At 71.5% G+C, this 19,119-nt stretch carries 15 protein-coding genes; 13 read left to right on the forward strand and 2 right to left on the reverse strand.

The window, feature by feature from the left end; genetic code table 11:
* The first annotated feature begins 337 nt into the window (after window positions 1-337).
* The 7 genes from ABZV00_RS25195 to ABZV00_RS25225 all read left to right on the forward strand — a co-directional run bounded on the left by ABZV00_RS25195 (window position 338) and on the right by ABZV00_RS25225 (window position 8,305).
* Window positions 338-1,528, forward strand: a complete 1,191-nt coding sequence (locus tag ABZV00_RS25195) for a hypothetical protein (RefSeq protein WP_355610155.1) — start codon at window positions 338-340, stop codon at window positions 1,526-1,528.
* A 1-nt stretch (window position 1,529) separates the two neighbouring features.
* Window positions 1,530-2,381 carry a glycosyltransferase family 2 protein gene (locus ABZV00_RS25200; RefSeq protein WP_355610157.1) on the forward strand — a complete coding sequence of 284 codons (852 nt, stop codon included), beginning with the start codon at window positions 1,530-1,532 and terminating at the stop codon, window positions 2,379-2,381.
* Window positions 2,378-3,457: a glycosyltransferase family 4 protein gene (locus tag ABZV00_RS25205; RefSeq protein WP_355610159.1), complete on the forward strand. Its 1,080-nt coding sequence runs from the start codon at window positions 2,378-2,380 to the stop codon at window positions 3,455-3,457. Before ABZV00_RS25200 ends, ABZV00_RS25205 begins: the two co-directional genes overlap by 4 nt.
* A 65-nt stretch (window positions 3,458-3,522) precedes the next feature.
* The gene (locus tag ABZV00_RS25210; RefSeq protein ID WP_355610161.1) at window positions 3,523-4,437 is read left to right on the forward strand and encodes a glycosyltransferase; all 915 of its coding nucleotides are present in this window, start codon (window positions 3,523-3,525) and stop codon (window positions 4,435-4,437) included.
* On the forward strand, window positions 4,437-5,303 hold the full coding sequence (locus ABZV00_RS25215) for a glycosyltransferase family 2 protein (RefSeq protein ID WP_355610163.1): 867 nt from the start codon (window positions 4,437-4,439) through the stop codon (window positions 5,301-5,303). The genes ABZV00_RS25210 and ABZV00_RS25215 overlap by 1 nt, the downstream gene beginning before the upstream one ends.
* Window positions 5,304-5,356: 53 nt before the next feature.
* The gene (locus ABZV00_RS25220) at window positions 5,357-6,604 is read left to right on the forward strand and encodes an acyltransferase family protein (protein ID WP_355610165.1); all 1,248 of its coding nucleotides are present in this window, start codon (window positions 5,357-5,359) and stop codon (window positions 6,602-6,604) included.
* Between the two features lie 114 nt (window positions 6,605-6,718).
* Complete coding sequence (locus tag ABZV00_RS25225) at window positions 6,719-8,305, forward strand: hypothetical protein (RefSeq protein ID WP_355610167.1); 1,587 nt, start codon at window positions 6,719-6,721, stop codon at window positions 8,303-8,305.
* Between the two features lie 30 nt (window positions 8,306-8,335).
* Here ABZV00_RS25225 and ABZV00_RS25230 read toward each other — a convergent pair whose 3' ends face one another.
* A complete protein-coding gene (locus ABZV00_RS25230; RefSeq protein WP_355610169.1) occupies window positions 8,336-9,922 on the reverse strand; it encodes an O-antigen ligase family protein in 1,587 nt (528 codons plus the stop codon).
* A complete protein-coding gene (locus ABZV00_RS25235) occupies window positions 9,904-11,175 on the reverse strand; it encodes a hypothetical protein (protein ID WP_355610171.1) in 1,272 nt (423 codons plus the stop codon). The genes ABZV00_RS25230 and ABZV00_RS25235 overlap by 19 nt, the downstream gene beginning before the upstream one ends.
* 146 nt (window positions 11,176-11,321) lie before the next feature.
* Between ABZV00_RS25235 and ABZV00_RS25240 the strand changes: the two genes are divergently transcribed.
* The 6 genes from ABZV00_RS25240 to hutH are packed head-to-tail and all read left to right on the forward strand — an operon-like array spanning window position 11,322 to window position 19,094.
* Window positions 11,322-12,173, forward strand: coding sequence for a MurR/RpiR family transcriptional regulator (locus ABZV00_RS25240; protein ID WP_355610173.1), 852 nt, complete (start codon window positions 11,322-11,324; stop codon window positions 12,171-12,173).
* 16 nt (window positions 12,174-12,189) lie between these two features.
* Window positions 12,190-13,845 carry a urocanate hydratase gene (gene hutU, locus ABZV00_RS25245; RefSeq protein WP_355610175.1) on the forward strand — a complete coding sequence of 552 codons (1,656 nt, stop codon included), beginning with the start codon at window positions 12,190-12,192 and terminating at the stop codon, window positions 13,843-13,845.
* The gene (locus ABZV00_RS25250) at window positions 13,842-15,044 is read left to right on the forward strand and encodes an allantoate amidohydrolase (protein ID WP_355610177.1); all 1,203 of its coding nucleotides are present in this window, start codon (window positions 13,842-13,844) and stop codon (window positions 15,042-15,044) included. The genes hutU and ABZV00_RS25250 overlap by 4 nt, the downstream gene beginning before the upstream one ends.
* Window positions 15,035-16,402: a formimidoylglutamate deiminase gene (locus ABZV00_RS25255; protein WP_355610179.1), complete on the forward strand. Its 1,368-nt coding sequence runs from the start codon at window positions 15,035-15,037 to the stop codon at window positions 16,400-16,402. Before ABZV00_RS25250 ends, ABZV00_RS25255 begins: the two co-directional genes overlap by 10 nt.
* Window positions 16,399-17,559, forward strand: a complete 1,161-nt coding sequence (hutI, locus tag ABZV00_RS25260) for an imidazolonepropionase (RefSeq protein ID WP_355610181.1) — start codon at window positions 16,399-16,401, stop codon at window positions 17,557-17,559. Before ABZV00_RS25255 ends, hutI begins: the two co-directional genes overlap by 4 nt.
* Window positions 17,556-19,094 carry a histidine ammonia-lyase gene (gene hutH, locus ABZV00_RS25265; protein ID WP_355610183.1) on the forward strand — a complete coding sequence of 513 codons (1,539 nt, stop codon included), beginning with the start codon at window positions 17,556-17,558 and terminating at the stop codon, window positions 19,092-19,094. The genes hutI and hutH overlap by 4 nt, the downstream gene beginning before the upstream one ends.
* The last annotated feature ends 25 nt before the right edge of the window (window positions 19,095-19,119 follow it).

Here is a 19,119-nt window from a genome sequence, read left to right on the forward strand (position 1 = left end):
CCGAGGGGCTTGCCCAGCAGCAGGCGAACGTACTCCGACCCGATGAATCCGGCTCCGCCGGTGACGAGGATCCTCACGGGTCCGGAAGTGTACGCGGGGCAGGTCGGGGAGCAAGCCACCCGACCGTTCGGTTGCCGCGGAGGAGATTCGGGGGCTTCCGGGTCGAACCGCCCGGGCGATTGCAGGTAGAGCGGCCGTCCGGTAGAAATCACCAGCGGCGTACGACTCGTCGTACTGCACGTGTCGCAATTATGGGGGGCGAAACGGCGTGTCGCTGGTCAATGCTGCTCGGCCGTCCTCGGGCTCCGGCGTGACACCACCCCCCGGTCGTCGCGCGATGGATCTGCTCCGGCGGCTCATCGCACCCGAGCGTCTCTTCATGGGCGCGCTGGGCCTGACCGGCCTGGCGGCGGTCCTGTCGGTGGCGCTGCCCCCGGCTGAGCGGGGCGAACTCTCCGCGAACATGGTGAGCGCCACGCTGGGCGCCGCCGTCGGTGGTCTGTCGCTGGACACGTTCCTGCTGTCCCGCCCGGCCGGTTGGGTCTTCTCCCGGGGCCGTCCGTGGGTCCTCGCCCTGTTGGGGGCCTCGGTCATCCTCTCCGCTGTCGCCGCCGCGTTGCTCATCGCGGTGGCCGGCCTCGGTAGCTACGTGATCGCGGTGGGGTCCGCGGCGGGTCTGACCATCTTCAACACGGTCTCGTCGATCGCGCTGCGGCAGAAGAGCTTCATGCTCGTCTACTCGATGCGTGCGGTGAGCGGGGCGGTCCTGGTCGGTGGCTACCTCGCTCTCTACGCCGCCGGGCACCTGGACGGCGGTCTGTGGAGCATGGTGTGGCTCGTTGTTCAGTGGCTCAGCGCGCTGGCCGTGTGCGGTCTGGTGCTGGGGATGGTCCGGCGGATCGGACCTGCGCCGACGCCAGCGGCCACGAGATCGGAATACCGCTCCGACGTGGTCGCGGTCGGGAACCTGCATCTCGGGATCTTCGCCCAGATGATGACGCTCCGGTTCAACCAGATCCTGGTGGCCCGGTTCGTCGGTGCCGGACCGCTCGGTGTCTACGCCCTGGCGGTCGCCGCGCTGGAGTTCGCGCAGGCCGGTGCCGTCGTGCGCGCGCAGCGGATCCTGGCCAGCCGGGACGGTGCCCACGGGCCCGACCCGACGCGAGCCGTGGTCAAGGCGGCCCTGCCGATTGCTCTGGCGGCTGTCGTCGGACTTGCCGTGCTGGGCTACGTGCAGCCGGAGTACCGGCATGCCTGGATCCTCGGTCTCGTCCTTCTGCCCGGTTCACTGGCCACGGCGGCCGGCAAGAGCTGGAGCGCCCTGCTGTTGAAGAGGCGGGGCGAGCGGGCGACGACCGTGGTCGCCATGATCACCCTGGCGTTCGCGATCCCCGCGTACTTCGCGATCATCCCCTGGGCGGGCGTGATCGGGGCGGCGGCTGCCTCCACGCTCGCCTACGCCGTACACGCCTTCGCGTCGAGAGCGAGTCTGCGCCGGGCGCAGTCGCCGAATCATGGGACGGTTTGACATGGATGTCTCCATTGTTGTCCTCGCGTGGGAGGACTTCGAGCGCAGCCGCGCCTGTGTGCTGTCGCTGCCGAGTGCGGCGGAGATCGTTGTCGTGGACAACGGCAGCTCCTTGCACATCCAGGAGGCGTTGAGCGAGTTCTGCGCCCAGCAGGGTGTCCGGTACGTCCAGTCCGGCTCGAACCTGGGGTACGCACGGGGAATGAACCTCGGCGTGCGTCACACGAGCCGGGCTAACGTCATCCTCTCCAACAACGACATCATCGTGCACGCCGATGCCGTGACCCGACTGCTGGCCGCCCTCGAGGACCCCAAGGTGGGTGCGGCCTTCCCCGGCGTGGTGACGCCGGCGGGTGTGTCGCAGACGGAGGGCGGGCGGTTCCTGAGCATGGGCGTCGGTTTCGCCCACGCCACCGGGCTGAGCCTCGTGCTGCCGAACCTGCGGATCGTCGCGCCGCCGGAAAAGGCGGACTGGCTGACCGGGCCCTTCGTGGCCATGCGCCGGAGCACCTTCGACGCCATCGGCGGCGTCGACGAGACGTCCTTCTTCTACTCCGAGGACATGCGGCTGTGCTGGGCCGTGCGTCAGCAGGGCATGCGGCTGGCGTACGTGCCGGAGGCCGTGATCATGCACGAGGACGATGCGACCGCCAAGCGGCGCTGGTCCGAGGAGGAGATCTCCCAGCGCCGTACCCGAGAGTTCATCCGGGCGAGCCGGGACATGGGCGGCCGGCGCGGCCGCATCGCCACGACGGCGTACGTGGGCGGGGTGCTGCTGCGGGCGGCGGTGGGCGGAAACCCCGTCCGTCGGGCGATCGCGCGCGGTGCCGTCGAGGGACTGCGTGCCTCGTGAAGGTGTTGTTTGTCTGCACCACGGGCGGCTCCGGACGGCGGCAACTCGGCGGCGCGGAACGGATCCTGACCGAAATCATCCCGGCTCATGCCCGGACGGGTGTCGAGGTCATCGCCGCCACCTCGGACGACGAGGTGGGCCATGCGTTGCGCGAGGCCGGGGTGCCCTGGATCGGGCTCAGCGCCACCAGCCGGATCGACCTGGCCTACGCCCGGGAGATCCGCCGCCTCGTCACCGAGGTGCAGCCGGATGTGGTCTGCGCCCACCTGCTGTCGGCGGCGATGCACTCCCGGGCGGCACTGAGCATGGAGCGCAAGCGGACCCCGCTCGTCGTCACGCTGCACAACAGTCTCTGGCAGTACCGGGACACCGCCGCGTCACTTCAGCAGAAGGCCGCCATCCAGTCCAACATCACCCTGGACCTGGCGATGCGCCGCGCCCGGCCACACGCGACGGTGGCGGTGTCCGAGTTCGAGGCCGCCGAGCTGCGCGACCGGGGCCGCGTCAAGAACATCCACCTGATCCCGAACCCGCTGCCGGCCACCTGGCCCAGCCCGAAGCCCGCGCACCCGCGGGAGCCGGGTCGGCGGCCGCTGGTCGGCTACCTCGGCCGGTTGGAGAAGGAAAAGGGGGTTGACCTCCTACCCGAGATCGCCGGCCTCCTCCCGGACGTGGACTTCAAGGTCGCTGGCGCCGGCTCACTGCCGATCGCCGCCCGACCGAACCTCGAACTCGTCGGCCGGGTCACGGCCGCGGATTTCCTCCAGCAGATCGACTGCCTGGTGGTGCCCTCCCGGGTCGAGTCGTTCGGGCTCAGCGCGCTGGAGGCGCTGTCCCTGGGCGTACCCGTGGTGCACACCGGGGCCGGCGGCCTGGCCGAGGTCACCCGGCATGCCACGGGCACGCTGGCGTTCCAGGCGGACCTCGCGCCCGCCGCGCTCGCCGGTGCCATCCGGGAGGCGGTCGTCCACCGCGCGCCAGACGAGGGGCAGCGGGTGGCCGAGTGGTACGCCGAGGAGTACGCCTTCGACCGGTGCGTGACCCGCTGGCAGGACCTGTACCGCTCGCTGCTGTGACCAGCACGCGTTGCCCTGCCCGGCTTTCCTTGAAAATGACCAACCAATGATGAGGGGGTGCCCGAGTGGCAGAGACGCTGACCATCGTCACGGTCCTCTACCGGTCCAGCGACATGCTCGCCGAAACGCTGCCGACCTGGGTACGCGCTGCCGACGGGCTCCCGGTGCGGTTCATCTTCGCCGACAACTGGCCGGAGGACGGGTGCGCGAAGGTCATCGCCAGTTGTCTGGACGACGACCGGTACCAGTACCTCCCCGACTCGTCGAATCCGGGTTTCGCGGCGGGCTGCAACCGGGCCGTCGCGGCGGCGGAGACGAGCCATGTCCTGCTGCTGAACCCGGACGTCTGGCTGCCGGAGGGCGCGTTGGCCCGTCTCTGCGCCACCATCGAGGCTGACCCCGGCAACCCGATCGCGGTCGGCCTGGCCATGCACGGCGGCGAGTACGTCGGCATCGACCTGCACCCGGTCTCGCTCTTCATCGACCGGGCCGCGACGGTGCCGCGGGGGCCACTCGGTCCGTCCGGCGGCGCGGCCGTCTTCCCGACCGCGCTCTTCCGCCGCTTCGGCGGATTCTACGAGCACCTGTTCGCCTGGGGCGAGGACGCCGACCTCGCCTTCCGGCTCTATGCGGAGGGCCTGCGCACCCGCCGGCTGGACATCATGCTCCCGCACGCCGGGGGCCACAGCGTCGAGGGCGACAACAAGCTCCAGGGATTCCGGGCGTTCCTGCTGGCCCGCAACCGGCTTCTGGTCGCGGCCCGGACCTTCACCTGGCCGCTGATGCTCGTCGCGATCCCGATCCTCGCGTTGGCGCACCTGGCGCTGGCCGCCCGACGCGCGAGTCAGGGCCTGCTGCGACCGTTCCTGCGCGGCGTGGGACGTGGACTGATCGAGGGGCCGTCCGCCCGCCGGCAGTGGAAGGGCAAGCGGTTCGGCTTTGCAACCCTGTTCAGCTATCTGAGAGTTCGGAGCGCGTGATGGCAGGACACCAGTGGAGTGTCGTAACGGTCACCTACAACTCGGCGGACACCCTCCGCCAGTGCTGGCGCGACGCCGACAAGCCCTACGAGTGGATCGTCGTCGACAACTGCTCCGCCGACGACTCGGTCGCGGTGGCGGAGGAGCTGGGCGCCCGGGTCATCCGGCTACCGGAGAACGTCGGCTTCTCCAGGGCCAACAACGTCGGCGTACGCGAGGCGGCTGGTCAGTACATTCTGTTCGCCAACCCCGACCTCGAAATCGGCCCGGACGGTTTCGACGTGCTCCGGCGGCACCTCGACGCCCACGGTGGTCTGGTCGCTCCCCAGCTGCTCTCCACGGAGGGGGTCCCCCAGCCCAACGGGCGAGGTTTCCCCTACGCCACCGCCAAGCTGGGCAACCGGAAGATCTGGCCCCTCTCCCGGCTGCACGCGACCTACCGGGTGGTGGCCAATGCCGGTGAGGCGGTCTACGTCGCCTGGGTCATGGGCGCGGCGGTCGCCGCCCGCACCGCCGACTTCATCGCGATGGGTGGGTGGAACGAGCGGTTCTTCCTCTACTACGAGGACCACGAGCTCGGGCTGCGGGCATGGCGACACGGCCTCCCGGTCGCCCTGCTCGGCGACGTCCGCTGGACCCACCACTGGGCACGTGCGACAAACTCGTTCCAGTGGTCGCGGGCGCACACCTTGGAGTTGCAGAGCGCCAAGACCTTCTTCGGCATGTTTCCCGAGTTCCTGGTCGGTCTGCCCCTAGCCGCTCGACGGCACCGGCGGGCGGCACGCCTGATCGGTTCACCGGTGGCTACGGACCACGGCGCGGGTGAACCCGTGCCCATGTCAGCCCCGCGGGCGACGTCCAGCTAGTGCCCTCCTCGCTCCTGCGGCGTTCGGTGCGACGAACAACGACGTGGCAGCCGATGGCCGAGGCGTATCGCGGGCGCGCGAACAGTTTCGGGGCCCTCCGGCTCGCATTCGCGCTCGTCGTGGTGCTGTCCCACACGGCGGCGCTCGGCTTCGGGCGTCCGCTCATGCAGCGGCTCGACGTGGGCGACGTGGCAGTGGCCGGATTCTTCACGATCTCTGGGTTCCTGATCGTCCGCTCCGCCCGGCGCAGCTCGGTGCCCCGCTTCCTGTGGCATCGGGCCCTGCGGATCTGGCCCGGCCTGTGGGTCTGTCTCCTGCTCACGGGCCTGGTCGTCGCACCCCTGCTCTATCTCGATCGGCACGGCACAGTCGACGGATTGTGGCGGAGTCCCGGAGGCGCGCTCGACTACCTGCGGCAGAACTGGTGGGGTGGTCTCCGCCAGCTCGGGATCAGTGACCTGCTGCAGGGTGACACGCCGTACTGGCGGTGGCAGGGCGGAAACACGATCAACGGATCGCTGTGGACGCTCGCCTACGAGTTCTACTGCTACCTGTTGGTAGCCGTCCTGGCCGCTCTCACCATCCTGCGCCGGCAGCTCCGGTGGCTTCCGCTGCTCGGCGCGGTGGGCGCCTTCGGGGTCATCTGCTGGAACTACTTCCTGCATGGCAGCGACGGGCAGGGAATCTGGATGACGGGGACGATCGGGCCGCTGCCGCTGCTCGGCGTGCTCCAGCAGAACGACCTTCTCTGGTTCGGCTTCATGTTCCTCCTCGGCGGGGTCGCTGAGCTGTACAGCGACCGTTTGCCGATCAACGACGTACTCGGTGTGCTCGCGCTGGTCGTCTTCGGCTGGTTCGCCGTGAGTGGGACCTTCTTCGGCCCGGGGCTGGTCGCCTATGCGTACGTCATCCTCTGGCTCGCCGTGCGGCTGCCGAAGGCGTTGCACCGGGTTGGACACCGCAACGACTACTCGTACGGGGTGTACATTTACTCGTTCGTCGTGCAGCAGGTCATGGCCAAGTTCGGGGTGCAGGCAATCGGTCTTCTCGGCTTCTTCACGGCCAGCGCCCTGGTCAGTACCGGGCTCGCGATGCTCTCATGGCACTGGGTCGAGAAGCCGGCGCTGCGGCTCAAGAACTGGACGCCATCCAAGCTGCGCGAGCGACCCGACGAACCGGCACCGCCGAGAGGTGGTGGCCCGACTGAGGACGTATCGGAGGGGAGCACCGCCGCACCACCCAGTCGCTTCCCCGCACCGGAATTTCACCGGGAAGCGGCCGTTGCATCAGCACCTGCTTAAGACCGGCAGCGCGTCTCGCTCCTTCCGACGACGACGTCAGGTTGGAGTATGACGCCCGACCGTTCCGCACTCGGGATGGGAATCCGTGTGGTTACACAGCTCGCACGCGCGGACGTGAGTCATTCCGACACGTCGGCGGCACCCGCGACCGGGCGCCGTCCCATCCCCGCCGACTGGATCGCCGTCGCCGTTCTGCTGGCCTTCATCCCGGTCGTCCACGACCTCAAGACCATGCTCACGGCGTCGTACTGGCTCGACGAGGCGTGGGTGGCACTCTCGGTACGGCTACCGCTCAGCGATCTGCTGGTGGCCACCTCGTCGACCCCGATCGGGTGGAGCCTCCTGCTGCGGCTGGTGCCGGACACCGACTACCTACGGGTGGTGCCGCTCGCGTTCCACGGGCTCTCGGTTGGCGCCGCGTACGCGCTCGGTCGTTTGCTGCACTGGCCGACGCGGCGACTCGGCATGGTGGCGGGCATGGTCTGCGGGGCGGCTGTCCTACTCCTCCCGGCCCAGCAGATCCGTCATGACCTCAAGCAGTACACCGCCGACGCCGCCGTCACGGTGTGCCTGCTCGCCCTGGGCGCCTGGACGGAGCAGACCTGGTCGCGGAGGCGGCTCGGAGTGATCACGGGCGCGGTCGCCGCGGGCATGCTGTTCAGCCACGTGACCGCCATCGCCGCTCCGTGCGTGTTCGGCGGGTTGTTACTGGTCACCGCGATCCGCCGCCAGTGGGCGCGGCTCGCGGAGGTGGCCGTGGCCGGGCTCACCGCCGCAGCGATCATCGCGATCGTCTACTTCGGTATCTCGGCGCGGGGCAGAAATGAAGCGATGCAGCAGTTCTGGGCCGGGAGTTTTCCCAGCCTGACCGAGCTGCCCGACTACCTCGGCCGGCAGATCGACGCCCTGACCCCGGTGCTCGGCGCTCCGGCCCTGGTCGTTGGCGGCCTGCTCGTCGCTGGCGTACTGACGCTCGTCGGGCAGGCTCGTCCCGCCTCCGCGACCGCGGTGATCCTGCTACCGGTGGCGGTGACATCGCTGGGGGTCGCGAGGTCCTATCCGCTGCTGGAGCTGCGTACCTCCCACTTCCTGCTCGTCACGACGGCGGCGGTGGCCGGCATCGGGGTCACCGGCCTGGCGAGCGGTGTGGCCGCGCTCGTCCGCCGCGGGCTCCCACGTGCGTGGCCCACCGCCATGACCGCGACGATCTGCGCGGTTCTGCTCGGGACGTTCGCCATGAACAACGGCCGCTGGTACCGGTTCGACGGCAACGAGTCAGGGCTCTACTACACCGCGATCGCGGTGACCGACATCCGCGCGGCCACCGAGTACGTGGCCACGCACCGATCGAGGAACGACGTCGTCGTCATGAACAACGCGGCGTGGTACGGCTTCGCGTTCTACTCGCAACACGACGACGTCAAGCTGGTCGCACCGTACGGCAACACCGTCGGCTGGTGGGTCGACATGCCCACCCGGTCCGACGTCGTCGTGATCCGGAACCGTGACACGCCAGGTATCCGTACCGGCCTCGACCGCGCGCTAACGCTGGCAGGACGGCGGGGTGGCGCTCGGATCTGGCTGATCCGCTCCCACGTCGTCGGCGAGGACGTGGAAGCCTGGCGATCGGCGCTCACCGGCTACCGGGTGGAACAGGTCACCGATGGGTTGGAGCCGGTCGCGTTGATCAGCGAGGGATGACAAACCCCGGCGCGACTGGCCGCACCGCGGCTACCTCGTCAGCTCGCTCTCCTGCTCCGGCCGCCGCCTCCCTGGAACGAACACCGACGTCGGCCGGGTTGACTCCGACGTGTTGTCCGCATCGGACAATGCGACCGCCAGGACGAACACGGCCACCGCCCCGAGCCACAGCCATGCGTCGAAGAAGAAGACCTGGGCCGCGATCCCGACGAGCAGGATGCGAGCCGTCAGCGAGCGGAAGCGCCAGTAGAGAACCAGCAGGATCGCCAGCAGGCAGGCCAGGCCGAGCAGCCCGTAGTTGTACCAGAAGGTCAGGTAGGTGTTGTCGAAGACCTGCGCCTCACCGTCGCCGATACCGACCTTCTCCAGGTAGCGAACGTTGGACTCGGGCCCGTTCCCGAACAGGACCGTCGACCAGTCCTGCGTGATGCCGTCCCAAACGACGCTGATCCGGGTGAAGCGCGCACTCGCGCTGGCCGATTCCAAGGGGTCGGAGATGCGCGACCCCGCCACGTCGACGGAATCCCCGTGGCTTGGTGTGGCGGCGGGGGTCGCAGGGGTGGGGGATTGCGCTGCGGGAGGTTCGGATGCTGGGGCAGGAACGGAGGCCGTCGGCGTACCGGCGAACCAGACCGGCCCCGGCGAAGTGGAGGATGAGGAGGAGGAGAAGCCCGGTGCCTTGACAGCCACGATCGCGAAGGCGACCGCGGTGATGAGGATCGCGCTACCCATGCCGCGCAAGGAGACCTTGCGCCATCGGAAGAGCAGCCACAGGGTGAGGGCGAGAACTGTCCCGACCCAGGCGCTCCGGGTGCCCGACAGCACCAACCCAACAAGGTTGGCGGTGAAGGGGACGTACCAGAATCTGCCCCGGATGGTCAGCGCAACGAGAGCCATCGCCATGGCGAAGCTGCCGTAGATGATGGGGTGCCCCGAAATGCCGACCGCCCGTGTCGCGTCGAACGCGGAGGTGTAGGTCCAGTGGTACGCGAATTGATCGAAGATCGGCCAGCTCAGCGAGAGCGTCTGATACTTGGCGAATACCGCGACCGGAACGCTGAGCCAGGTGAGCGTCCGGGCGATTCGGATGATCAGCTGTCGATCATGACGCGCTTCCTCGACAACATGCCAACACAGCACGCCGACGCACGCGAGAGGCGCGAGACCGACAGCGATCGGCTTAACCCCGTGCCAGTGCACCATCCCGGAGAGCAGCCCGGACAGGGGTAGGAGAAGCGCCGCCAGGATCACGTTCCGCCGCCACCCGTCGCGTTCGGCGCGAAGAAGGCGCCCCCAGACGGCGAGGAGGAAGAGAAGCAGCAGCAGTGAGTACGACGGGTTGGTCGGGTAGCCGAAGTTGATGGTCACCGGGATGGTGAAGGCAACGACCAACACGGCCCAGGTGGTCCGGGCCGGTTCCAGCAGCACCCAACCGAGCACGGCACCGACGCCGACCGCAACCGAAAGGTCCCACCTGCCGGCCATCAGGAATGCGGCAGCCAGGACGACAAGGCCGAAGCTGAGGATGCGGTACGCGAGCCCCATACTCTTGATCTTGTCGGTCAACTCCCGCATTCCGGCATAGAAGGTATCCACCATCAGCTGCCGCGGCGCCACAGATCCCGCAGAGCGTCCCAGTTCCCGGCGATGCCTTCTTCACAGAGCGTCTCGACGTAGAAGGCACCGTTCGTGTCGTCCGGGTCCCACCAGAGACCGCAGATGGTCCGGCCATCCCCGCCGTCGAAGGCGTACTCGACGTAGCTGCCAGCGGTGTTGCTCACCCCACCGGTCGTACGGGTCGCCTCGCGCAGCCCCGGTGCCAGCGCACCGCCGGAAAGGTTGAGCCCCAGACGGAACTTGCGCGCCGAGTCCTTCTGAGTCTTCCCGGGGTAGAGCACGAAGTGCAGCCACGCGCCGCTGTGGTCGCAGAAGACGTGCTGCTTCTCGTCGGCCGGCAGCTTCGGGGCACCGGGCCCGTTGTAGGACACGCAGCCGCCGATCCGGCTCAGCCAGGGCTTTGCCAGCGGAGCCAGCTCGCCCTCGAAGATGGCGCTGTTGATGGAGAACTGCGTCGCCTCGTACGGCGCGAGGGAGGCGCTGGCCGACGGCGAGGGCGGGCCGTCATCGTCGCCGCCGGCACTGCCGACGAAGAACCCCGCGGTGCCGGTGACCAGGGCGAGCACCAGCGCGCCAACGACGTAGAGCCAGCTGTGCCGCTTCGGCTCGGGCCGCACCGGGGCGATCCGCCGGCCCGTGCCCGCGAAGGGGTCGTACGCGGCCGGGGACGGCAGCGCCGGGTCATTGGCGGGAGGGGTCGCCGGGGTCTGCGACGCCGCCGGCGAGGTCGGCATACCCGAGACCGGCTGCGGGGGCGCGGACACCGGCTGCCCGGAGACCGGGTTGGTGTGCACGGCCCAGGGCAGCTGCGGCATGTGGGCCACCAACTCGGGCACCCCGGAGACCGACTGCGGCGGTCCGCTGACCTGCTGCGGCACGCCGGACACCGGTGGCGCCGACGAGGGCGGAGCCGAAGATGGGGGTGCCGAGACCGGCAGGTCGGGCACCGGCTGGTAGTCCATGCCGAGGCTCTGGAAGAGCCGCTGCGGGGCGTGCCCCTGCTCGGCCCGGTAGGCCACCCAGGGGTGGGCGGCCGACAGGTCGGCTGCGGCGTACTGGTGACCGCCAGCGGCCTGCGCCAGCGCGTTGGCCGCGGTGCCGAAGGCTTCGCGCCAGCGCTGGTCGGACGCGGCGACCCCGTCCAACACGGCCACGGTGGCGAACTGCCCCTGCCCGTCCACTGCCGCCCAGGCCTTACCAACCTGGCACGCGCCCAACAAATGGGTGTACCTGTACGGGCTCTCCGGCTGCATGCCACTCCTCCGCTCAACCGCCGTGCGGATCCTACAGAGCCTGCGCCAACTCAGCGTCCCGCCGGTCGGCCGACCGACAGGTCGGTAGAACGAGTGGTTCATGCGAACCCTTGCCCTCTGAAAGTTTTGATGCATAGAGTCCTGGCGTGAATGAAGGAGCTGTCGGGGCGCCGGTCGAGCAGGTGCTCGACCTGTTCGACGGGGTGCGACTCACCCCGACCCAGCGCCGGATCGCGCACTGCCTCGTGCAGCACGCCCCGGCCGTGGCGTACCTCTCCGCGGCCGAGGTCGCCGAGTTGGCCGGGGTCAGCCAGCCGTCGGTCACCCGCTTCGCCGTCGCACTCGGCCACGACGGCTACCCGGCCCTGCGCCGCCGGCTGCGTGACCTGACCACCGCCGCGCCCGGCGGACCGGCGGACGCCGGCAACGAGCTGCAGCAGGCGGTACGCGCCGAGATGGGCAACCTGGACCGGCTCGCGGGTCAGCTCGCCGACCGGGACCGGATCGCCGAGACCGGCCGGCTGCTCGCCGCCAGCCGCCCGCTGCCGGTGCTCGGCCTGCGGGCCGCCGCGCCCCTGGCCGCCTACTTCGCCTACTTCGCGGCCAAGGTGCACCCGGACGTGCGGGTGCTCGACGACGGCGGCAGCCTGCTCACCGACCGCCTGGAGCAGGCAGCCGAGGCCGGGGCCGGCGCGCTGCTCGCCTTCGTGCTGCCCCGCTACCCCCGGGAGACCCTGGACGCGCTGCGCGAGGCACGCGCCGCCGGGTTGACTGTGGTGGCGATCACCGACTCGCCGGTCAGCCCGGCCACCGAGCACGCCGACGTGGTGCTGCCCGCCGCGGTCGGCGCCCAGCTCGTCTTCGACCTGCACACCGCCCCGATGACCCTGGCCATGGTGCTGTTGCAGGCGATCTGCGACGCCGCGCCGGCCGACACCCAGCGCCGATTGGAGGCTTTCGAAGCCTCCGCGGCCCGCCGTCAGTTGTTCCTCAGTTGACCGGAGGAGACCGGAGATGACCCAGCCCGTCCGTGCCGCACGGGGCAGCCAGCTCACCACCCGTGGGTGGCCGCAGGAGGCCGCCCTGCGGATGCTCATGAACAACCTCGACCCGGAGGTGGCCGAACGCCCCGACGACCTGGTGGTCTACGGCGGCACCGGCAAGGCCGCGCGGGACTGGCCGTCGTACCACGCGCTGGTCCGCACGCTGACCGACCTGCGCGAGGACGAGACGATGCTGGTGCAGTCGGGCCGCCCGGTCGGGGTGATGCGCACCCACGAGTGGGCGCCCCGGGTGCTGCTGGCCAACTCCAACCTGGTCGGCGACTGGGCGACCTGGCCGGAGTTCCGCCGGCTGGAGCAGCTCGGCCTGACCATGTACGGGCAGATGACCGCCGGCTCGTGGATCTACATCGGCACCCAGGGCATCCTCCAGGGCACCTACGAGACGTTCGCCGCCGTGGCCGCCAAGCGGTTCAAGGACACCCTCGCGGGCACGCTGACGCTCACCGCAGGGTGTGGCGGGATGGGTGGCGCGCAGCCGCTCGCGGTCACCATGAACGGTGGCGTCTGCCTGATCGTCGACGTGGACCGCACCCGCCTGGACCGCCGGGTGCACGACCGCTACCTGGACGAGGTCGCCGACTCGCTGGACGACGCGGTCGGGCGGGTCCTCGCCGCGAAGCGGGACCGGCGGGCGCTCTCCGTCGGCGTGGTCGGCAACGCCGCGGAGGTCTTTCCCGAGCTGCTGAACCGGGGCGTCGAGATCGACATCGTGACCGACCAGACCAGCGCGCACGACCCGCTGGCGTACCTGCCGGTGGGGGTGGAGCTGGCCGACGCCCGGGAGTACGCGGCGGCGAAGCCGGCCGAGTTCACCGACCGGGCCCGGGCGTCGATGGCGAAGCACGTCGAGGCGATGGTCGGCTTCCTCGACGCCGGCGCCGAGGTCTTCGACTACGGCAACTCGATCCGGGGCGAGGCGCAGCTCGGCGGCTACCAGCGCGCCTTCGACTTCCCCGGCTTCGTGCCGGCGTACATCCGGCCGCTGTTCTGCGAGGGCAGGGGCCCGTTCCGGTGGGCGGCGCTCTCCGGCGACCCGGCCGACATCGCCGCCACCGACCGGGCGATCCTGGAGCTGTTCCCGGAGAACGAGTCGCTGGCCCGCTGGATCAAGCTGGCCGGTGAGCGGGTCGCCTTCCAGGGCCTGCCGGCCCGGATCTGCTGGCTCGGCCAGGGCGAGCGGGACAAGGCAGGTGTGCGGTTCAACGACATGGTCGCCTCCGGCGAACTTTCCGCCCCCGTCGTCATCGGCCGGGACCACCTGGACACCGGCAGCGTGGCAAGCCCGTACCGGGAGACCGAGGGGATGGCCGACGGCTCCGACGCGATCGCTGACTGGCCGCTGCTCAACGCACTGGTCAACACGGCCAGCGGTGCGTCCTGGGTGTCCATCCACCACGGCGGTGGGGTGGGCATCGGCCGCTCCATCCACGCCGGGCAGGTCTGTGTGGCCGACGGCACCGCCCTCGCCGGGCAGAAGATCGAGCGGGTACTCACCAACGACCCGGCCATGGGTGTGATCCGTCACGTCGACGCCGGCTACGACTCCGCCCGCGAGGTCGCGGAACGCACCGGCGTCCGCGTCCCGATGACGGAAGGACCGGCGTGACCGACGACCTTCCCGGCCGGTTCCGGACGCTGTGGGACGAGATCGCGCCGATCGGGCGGGACGCCGGCAGCGGCGGCTACCTGCGCTACGCGTTGACCGAGCCAGAGCTGGAGCTACGCAGCTGGTTCCGGTCGCAGGCCGACCGCCGAGCCATGCCGGTCACCGAGGACGGCAACGGCAACCTCTTCGCGCACTGGGGTGACCCGGAGGCCGGGGACGCGGTGCTGACCGGCAGCCACTTCGACTCGGTGCCGCACGGCGGGGCGTACGACGGGCCGCTCGGCATCGTGAGCGCGTTCCTCGCCGTTGACGAGCTGCGCGCCGCCGGCGTCACGCCGGGCCGGCCGCTGGTGCTGGGCGCGTTCGTCGAGGAGGAAGGGGCGCGCTTCGGCGTACCGTGCCTGGGGTCGCGGCTGCTCACCGGGGCGCTTCCGGTCGACCGCGCGGCCGGACTGCGCGACGCGGCCGGGGTGAGCTTCGCCGAGGCGCTCGGTGACCAGCCGGCGGGTGCCCGCCCGGAGCTGCTGGGCCGGTTCGGCGCCTTCGTGGAGCTGCACGTCGAGCAGGGCCGCGCGCTGGTCGAGGCGGACGCGCCGGTCGCGGTGGCCAGTGCGATTTGGCCGCACGGCCGGTGGCGCTTCGACGTCGTCGGCGAGGGCAACCACGCGGGTACCACCCGGATGGCCGACCGCCGCGACCCGATGCTCACCTACGCGTTCACCGTGCTGGCGGCCAACAAGGAGGCCCGGCTGCGCGGCGCGCACGCCACCGTGGGCCGGGTCGCCGTCGAGCCGAACGCCACCAACGCCATCCCGTCGAAGGTCACCGGCTGGCTGGACGCCCGGGCCGCCGACCCGGAGACCCTCTCCGGGTTGGTCGACGCGGTGCGGGGCAAGATCGCCGAGCGGGCCCGTCGCGACGGTACTGAGGTGACGCTGACCGAGGAGTCAGCGACGCCGCTGGTCGCCTTCGACGGCGGGCTGGCCGGCCGGCTGGCCACACTGCTCGACGCGCCGGTGCTGCCCACCGGCGCGGGACACGACGCCGGAGTGCTCGCCGCGCACCTGCCCACCGCCATGCTCTTCGTGCGCAATCCGAGCGGGGTGTCGCACTCCCCCGCCGAGGCGGCCACCGACGCCGACTGCGCCGCCGGGGTGCGGGCGCTGGCCCGCGTCCTCGAGGAGCTGACATGCCGGTGACCCCGACCCGCTGGCTCGCCGAGTACGCCTGGCTGCCCAACTACGCCGAGCCCACGCCCGACGTGCTGATCGAGACCGACGGGAAGCGGATCACCGGCGTGACGCCGCTGACCGCCGGAAGCCGGCCGCCCGCCGGGGTCGAGGTGTACGCCGACGCCGTGCCGCTGCCCGGGTTGACGCTGCCGGGGCTGGCCAATGTGCACTCGCACGCGTTCCACCGGGCGCTGCGCGGGCGCACCCACGGCGGCCGGGGCGACTTCTGGAGCTGGCGGGACCGGATGTACGCCGTCGCGGACCGCCTGGATCCGGACACCTACCTCGCCCTGGCCCGGGCGGTCTACGCAGAGATGGCGCTGGCCGGGATCACCTGCGTCGGCGAGTTCCACTACCTGCACCATCGCCCCGACGGCGGCGCCTACGACGACCCGAACGCGATGGGCGCGGCCCTGGTCGAGGCCGCCGCGCACGCCGGGATCCGGCTCACTCTGCTGGACACCTGCTACCTGACGGCCAGCGTGGACGGCCGGGCGCTGGCCGGGCCGCAGCGGCGTTTCGGTGACGGCGACGCGACCCGGTGGGCCGAGCGGGTGGCGGCGTTCCAGCCGACGGACTCCCACGCGCGGGTCGGCGCTGCCGTGCACTCGGTGCGGGCGGTCCCCGCCGACCAACTCGGCACGGTGGCCGCCTGGGCACGGGACCGGCAGGCGCCGCTGCACGTGCACCTCTCCGAGCAGCCCGCCGAGAACGACGAGTGCCGGGCCGTGCACGGCCGCACGCCGACCGCGCTGCTCGCCGAGCACGGCGTGCTCGGATCGAACACCACGGCCGTGCACGTCACCCACCCGACCAGCGGCGATTTGACGCTGCTCGGGGAGAGCCGGACCGGGGTGTGCCTCTGCCCGACCACCGAGCGGGACCTGGCCGACGGGATCGGCCCGGCCCGCCGGATGGCCGACGTGGGGATCCAGCTGAGCCTGGGCAGCGACAGCCACGCCGTGATCGACCTCTTCGAGGAGGCCCGGGCGGTGGAGCTGGACGAGCGGCTGCGCACCCGGCGGCGCGGCCACTTCACCCCGGTCGAGCTGCTCAGCGCCGCCAGCGCCGCCGGGCACGCCGCGCTGGGCTGGGCCGACGCCGGGCGGATCGCCGTGGGAGCCCGCGCCGACCTGGTCACGGTACGGCTGGACAGCGCCCGCACCGCCGGGGTGCCGCCGGTTGGCGCGTTCTTCGCGGCCGGGGTCGCCGACGTCGAGCAGGTCGTGGTGGACGGCCGTGTGGTGGTGGCCGAGGGCAGGCACCTGAGCGTGGACGTGCCGGCCGAGTTGTCGGCCTCGATCGAGGCGGTGACACCGGCATGAGCAGCCTGCTGGTCGACAACATCGGGGAGCTGGTCACCAACGGCGCTGGCGAGGGCCCGCTGGGCATCCGCCGCGACGCGGCCGTGCTGGTCGAGGACGGCCGGGTGGCCTGGGTCGGGCCGGCGTCGTACGCGCCGGCCGCCGACCGGCGGGTCGACGCCGGTGGGGCCGCCGTGCTGCCCGGCTTCGTGGACAGCCACGCACACCTGGTCTTCGCCGGCGACCGGGCCGCCGAGTTCGCCGCCCGGATGGCCGGCCAGCCGTACACCGGCGGTGGCATCCGGACCACGGTCGGCGCGACGCGGGCCGCCAGTGACGACGAGCTGCGGGCCACCGTACGCCGGTTGCGCGGGGAGGCCCTGCTCCAGGGCACCACCACCATGGAGATCAAGAGTGGGTACGGGCTGACCGTCGCCGACGAGGCCCGCTCGCTGCGAATCGCCGCCGAGACCAGCACCGAGACCACCTTCCTCGGCGCGCACGTGGTGCCCGCCGAGTACGCCGGCCGTCCCGACGACTACGTCGGGCTGGTCTGCGGGCCGATGCTGGCCGCCGCCGCGCCGCACGCGAAGTGGATCGACGTGTTCTGCGAGCGGGGCGCCTTCGACGTCGACCACGCCCGGGCCATCCTCGCCTGCGGGCAGGCCGCCGGGCTGGGCGTGCGGGTGCACGCCAACCAGCTCGGCCCCGGCCCCGGTGTCCAGCTCGGCGTGGAGCTGGACGCCGCCAGCGTCGACCACTGCACCCACCTGAGCGACGCCGACGTGGACGCGCTGGCCTCGGCGACCACCGTGGCGACCCTGCTGCCCGGCGCCGAGTTCTCCACCCGCTCGCCCTACCCGGACGCCCGCCGGCTGCTCGACGCCGGCGTCACCGTCGCGCTGGCCACCGACTGCAACCCCGGCTCGTCGTACACCTCGTCCATGCCGTTCTGTGTGGCCCTCGCCGTCCGCGAGATGCGGATGACCCCGGCGGAGGCGGTCCGGGCCGCGACGCTGGGCGGCGCGCGGGCGCTGCGCCGCGACGACATCGGCGTGCTCACCCCCGGCGCCCGGGCCGACCTCGTCGTCCTGGACGCCCCCTCGTACCTGCACCTGGCCTACCGGCCCGGTGTCCCACTGATCCGCCAGGTCCTGCTCAACGGAGTGCCGCAATGACGACCGTGACCATCCAACCCACCGGAATCTCCGCCGACGACGTGCTCGCGGTGGCCCGCGGCACCGCCACGATGGTGCTCGACCCGGCCACCCGGGACGCGATGGCGACCAGCCGCGCGATCGTGGACGGCATCGAGGCCGCCGGGCGGCCCGTGTACGGCGTCTCGACCGGGTTCGGGGCGCTGGCCAACACCTTCGTCGCCCCGGAGCGGCGGGCCGAGCTGCAACACGCGCTGATCCGCTCGCACGCCGCCGGGGTGGGCGCCCCGATGCCGCGCGAGGTGGTCCGGGCGATGATGCTGCTACGGGTCCGGTCGCTCGCCCTGGGCCGCTCCGGGGTCCGCCCGCTGATCGCCGAGGCGCTGGTCGACCTGCTCAACCACGACATCACCCCGTGGGTGCCGGAGCACGGCTCGCTGGGCGCCTCCGGCGACCTGGCACCGCTGGCGCACTGCGCGCTGGTGCTGCTCGGTGAGGGCTGGGTGCTCGGCCCGGCCGGCGATCGGCAGGACGCGGCGGACGCGCTGGCCGCCGCGGGGCTCAAGCCGATCGAGCTGGCCGCCAAGGAGGGGCTGGCGCTGATCAACGGCACCGACGGAATGCTCGGCATGCTGCTGCTGGCCGTCCACGACGCGGCGCACCTGTTCGCCATGGCCGACGTGACCGCCGCGCTGGCGATCGAGGCGATGCTCGGCTCGGAGCGGCCGTTCCTTCCCGAGCTGCACGCGATCCGGCCGCACCCCGGCCAGGCGACGTCGGCGGCGAACATCCACCGGCTGCTGCAGGACTCCCGGGTGATGGACTCGCACCGCGACGACCTGGCGCACGCCGTGCAGGACGCGTACTCGATGCGCTGCGCGCCGCAGGTGGCCGGCGCGGCCCGGGACACCCTGGACTTCGTCCGCACGGTCGCGGGTCGGGAGCTGGTGTCCGTGGTGGACAACCCGGTGGTGCTGCCGGACGGCCGGGTCGAGTCGACCGGTAACTTCCACGGCGCTCCGCTCGGTTTCGCCGCGGACTTCCTCGCCATCGCCGCCGCCGAGGTGGGCGCGATCGCCGAGCGGCGGGTGGATCGGCTGCTGGACGTCACCCGCTCCCGGGAGCTACCGGCGTTCCTCTCCCCCGACGCCGGGGTGAACTCCGGGCTGATGATCGCCCAGTACACGGCGGCCGGGATCGTTGCGGAGAACCGGCGACTGGCCGCCCCGGCCTCGGTGGATTCACTGCCCACCAGCGGCATGCAGGAGGACCACGTCTCGATGGGCTGGGCGGCGGCCAAGAAGCTGCGCACGGTGCTGGACAACCTGACCAGCCTGCTCGCGGTGGAGTTGCTGGCCGGCGTACGCGGCCTTCAGCTGCGCGCCCCGCTGGAGCCGTCGCCGGCCGGCCGGGCCGCGGTCGCCGCACTGGGCGGAGCGGCCGGTGAGCCGGGCCCGGACGTGTTCCTCGCCCCGGTGATGGAGGCGGCCCGCGCGGTGCTGGCCGGACCGGAACTGCGCGCCGCCATCGAACGGGAGGTCGGCCCGCTGGGCTGACCTCTGCGGGGTCGCTGTCGTCCGC

Source organism: Micromonospora sp. NPDC005173 (genome assembly GCF_040608515.1).
In the GTDB taxonomy this organism is placed as follows: Bacteria; Actinomycetota; Actinomycetes; order Mycobacteriales; family Micromonosporaceae; genus Micromonospora.

What these genes read in the sequence shown, in the direction of transcription:
- ABZV00_RS25195 (WP_355610155.1), top strand. Translation starts at nt 338, where the DNA reads ATGGATCTGCTCCGGCGGCTCATCGCACCCGAGCGTCTCTTCATGGGC.
- ABZV00_RS25200 (WP_355610157.1), top strand. Translation starts at nt 1,530, where the DNA reads ATGGATGTCTCCATTGTTGTCCTCGCGTGGGAGGACTTCGAGCGCAGC.
- ABZV00_RS25215 (WP_355610163.1), top strand. Translation starts at nt 4,437, where the DNA reads ATGGCAGGACACCAGTGGAGTGTCGTAACGGTCACCTACAACTCGGCG.
- ABZV00_RS25220 (WP_355610165.1), top strand. Translation starts at nt 5,357, where the DNA reads ATGGCCGAGGCGTATCGCGGGCGCGCGAACAGTTTCGGGGCCCTCCGG.
- ABZV00_RS25235 (WP_355610171.1), bottom strand. Translation starts at nt 11,175, where the DNA reads ATGCAGCCGGAGAGCCCGTACAGGTACACCCATTTGTTGGGCGCGTGC.
- hutU (WP_355610175.1), top strand. Translation starts at nt 12,190, where the DNA reads ATGACCCAGCCCGTCCGTGCCGCACGGGGCAGCCAGCTCACCACCCGT.
- ABZV00_RS25255 (WP_355610179.1), top strand. Translation starts at nt 15,035, where the DNA reads ATGCCGGTGACCCCGACCCGCTGGCTCGCCGAGTACGCCTGGCTGCCC.
- hutI (WP_355610181.1), top strand. Translation starts at nt 16,399, where the DNA reads ATGAGCAGCCTGCTGGTCGACAACATCGGGGAGCTGGTCACCAACGGC.
- hutH (WP_355610183.1), top strand. Translation starts at nt 17,556, where the DNA reads ATGACGACCGTGACCATCCAACCCACCGGAATCTCCGCCGACGACGTG.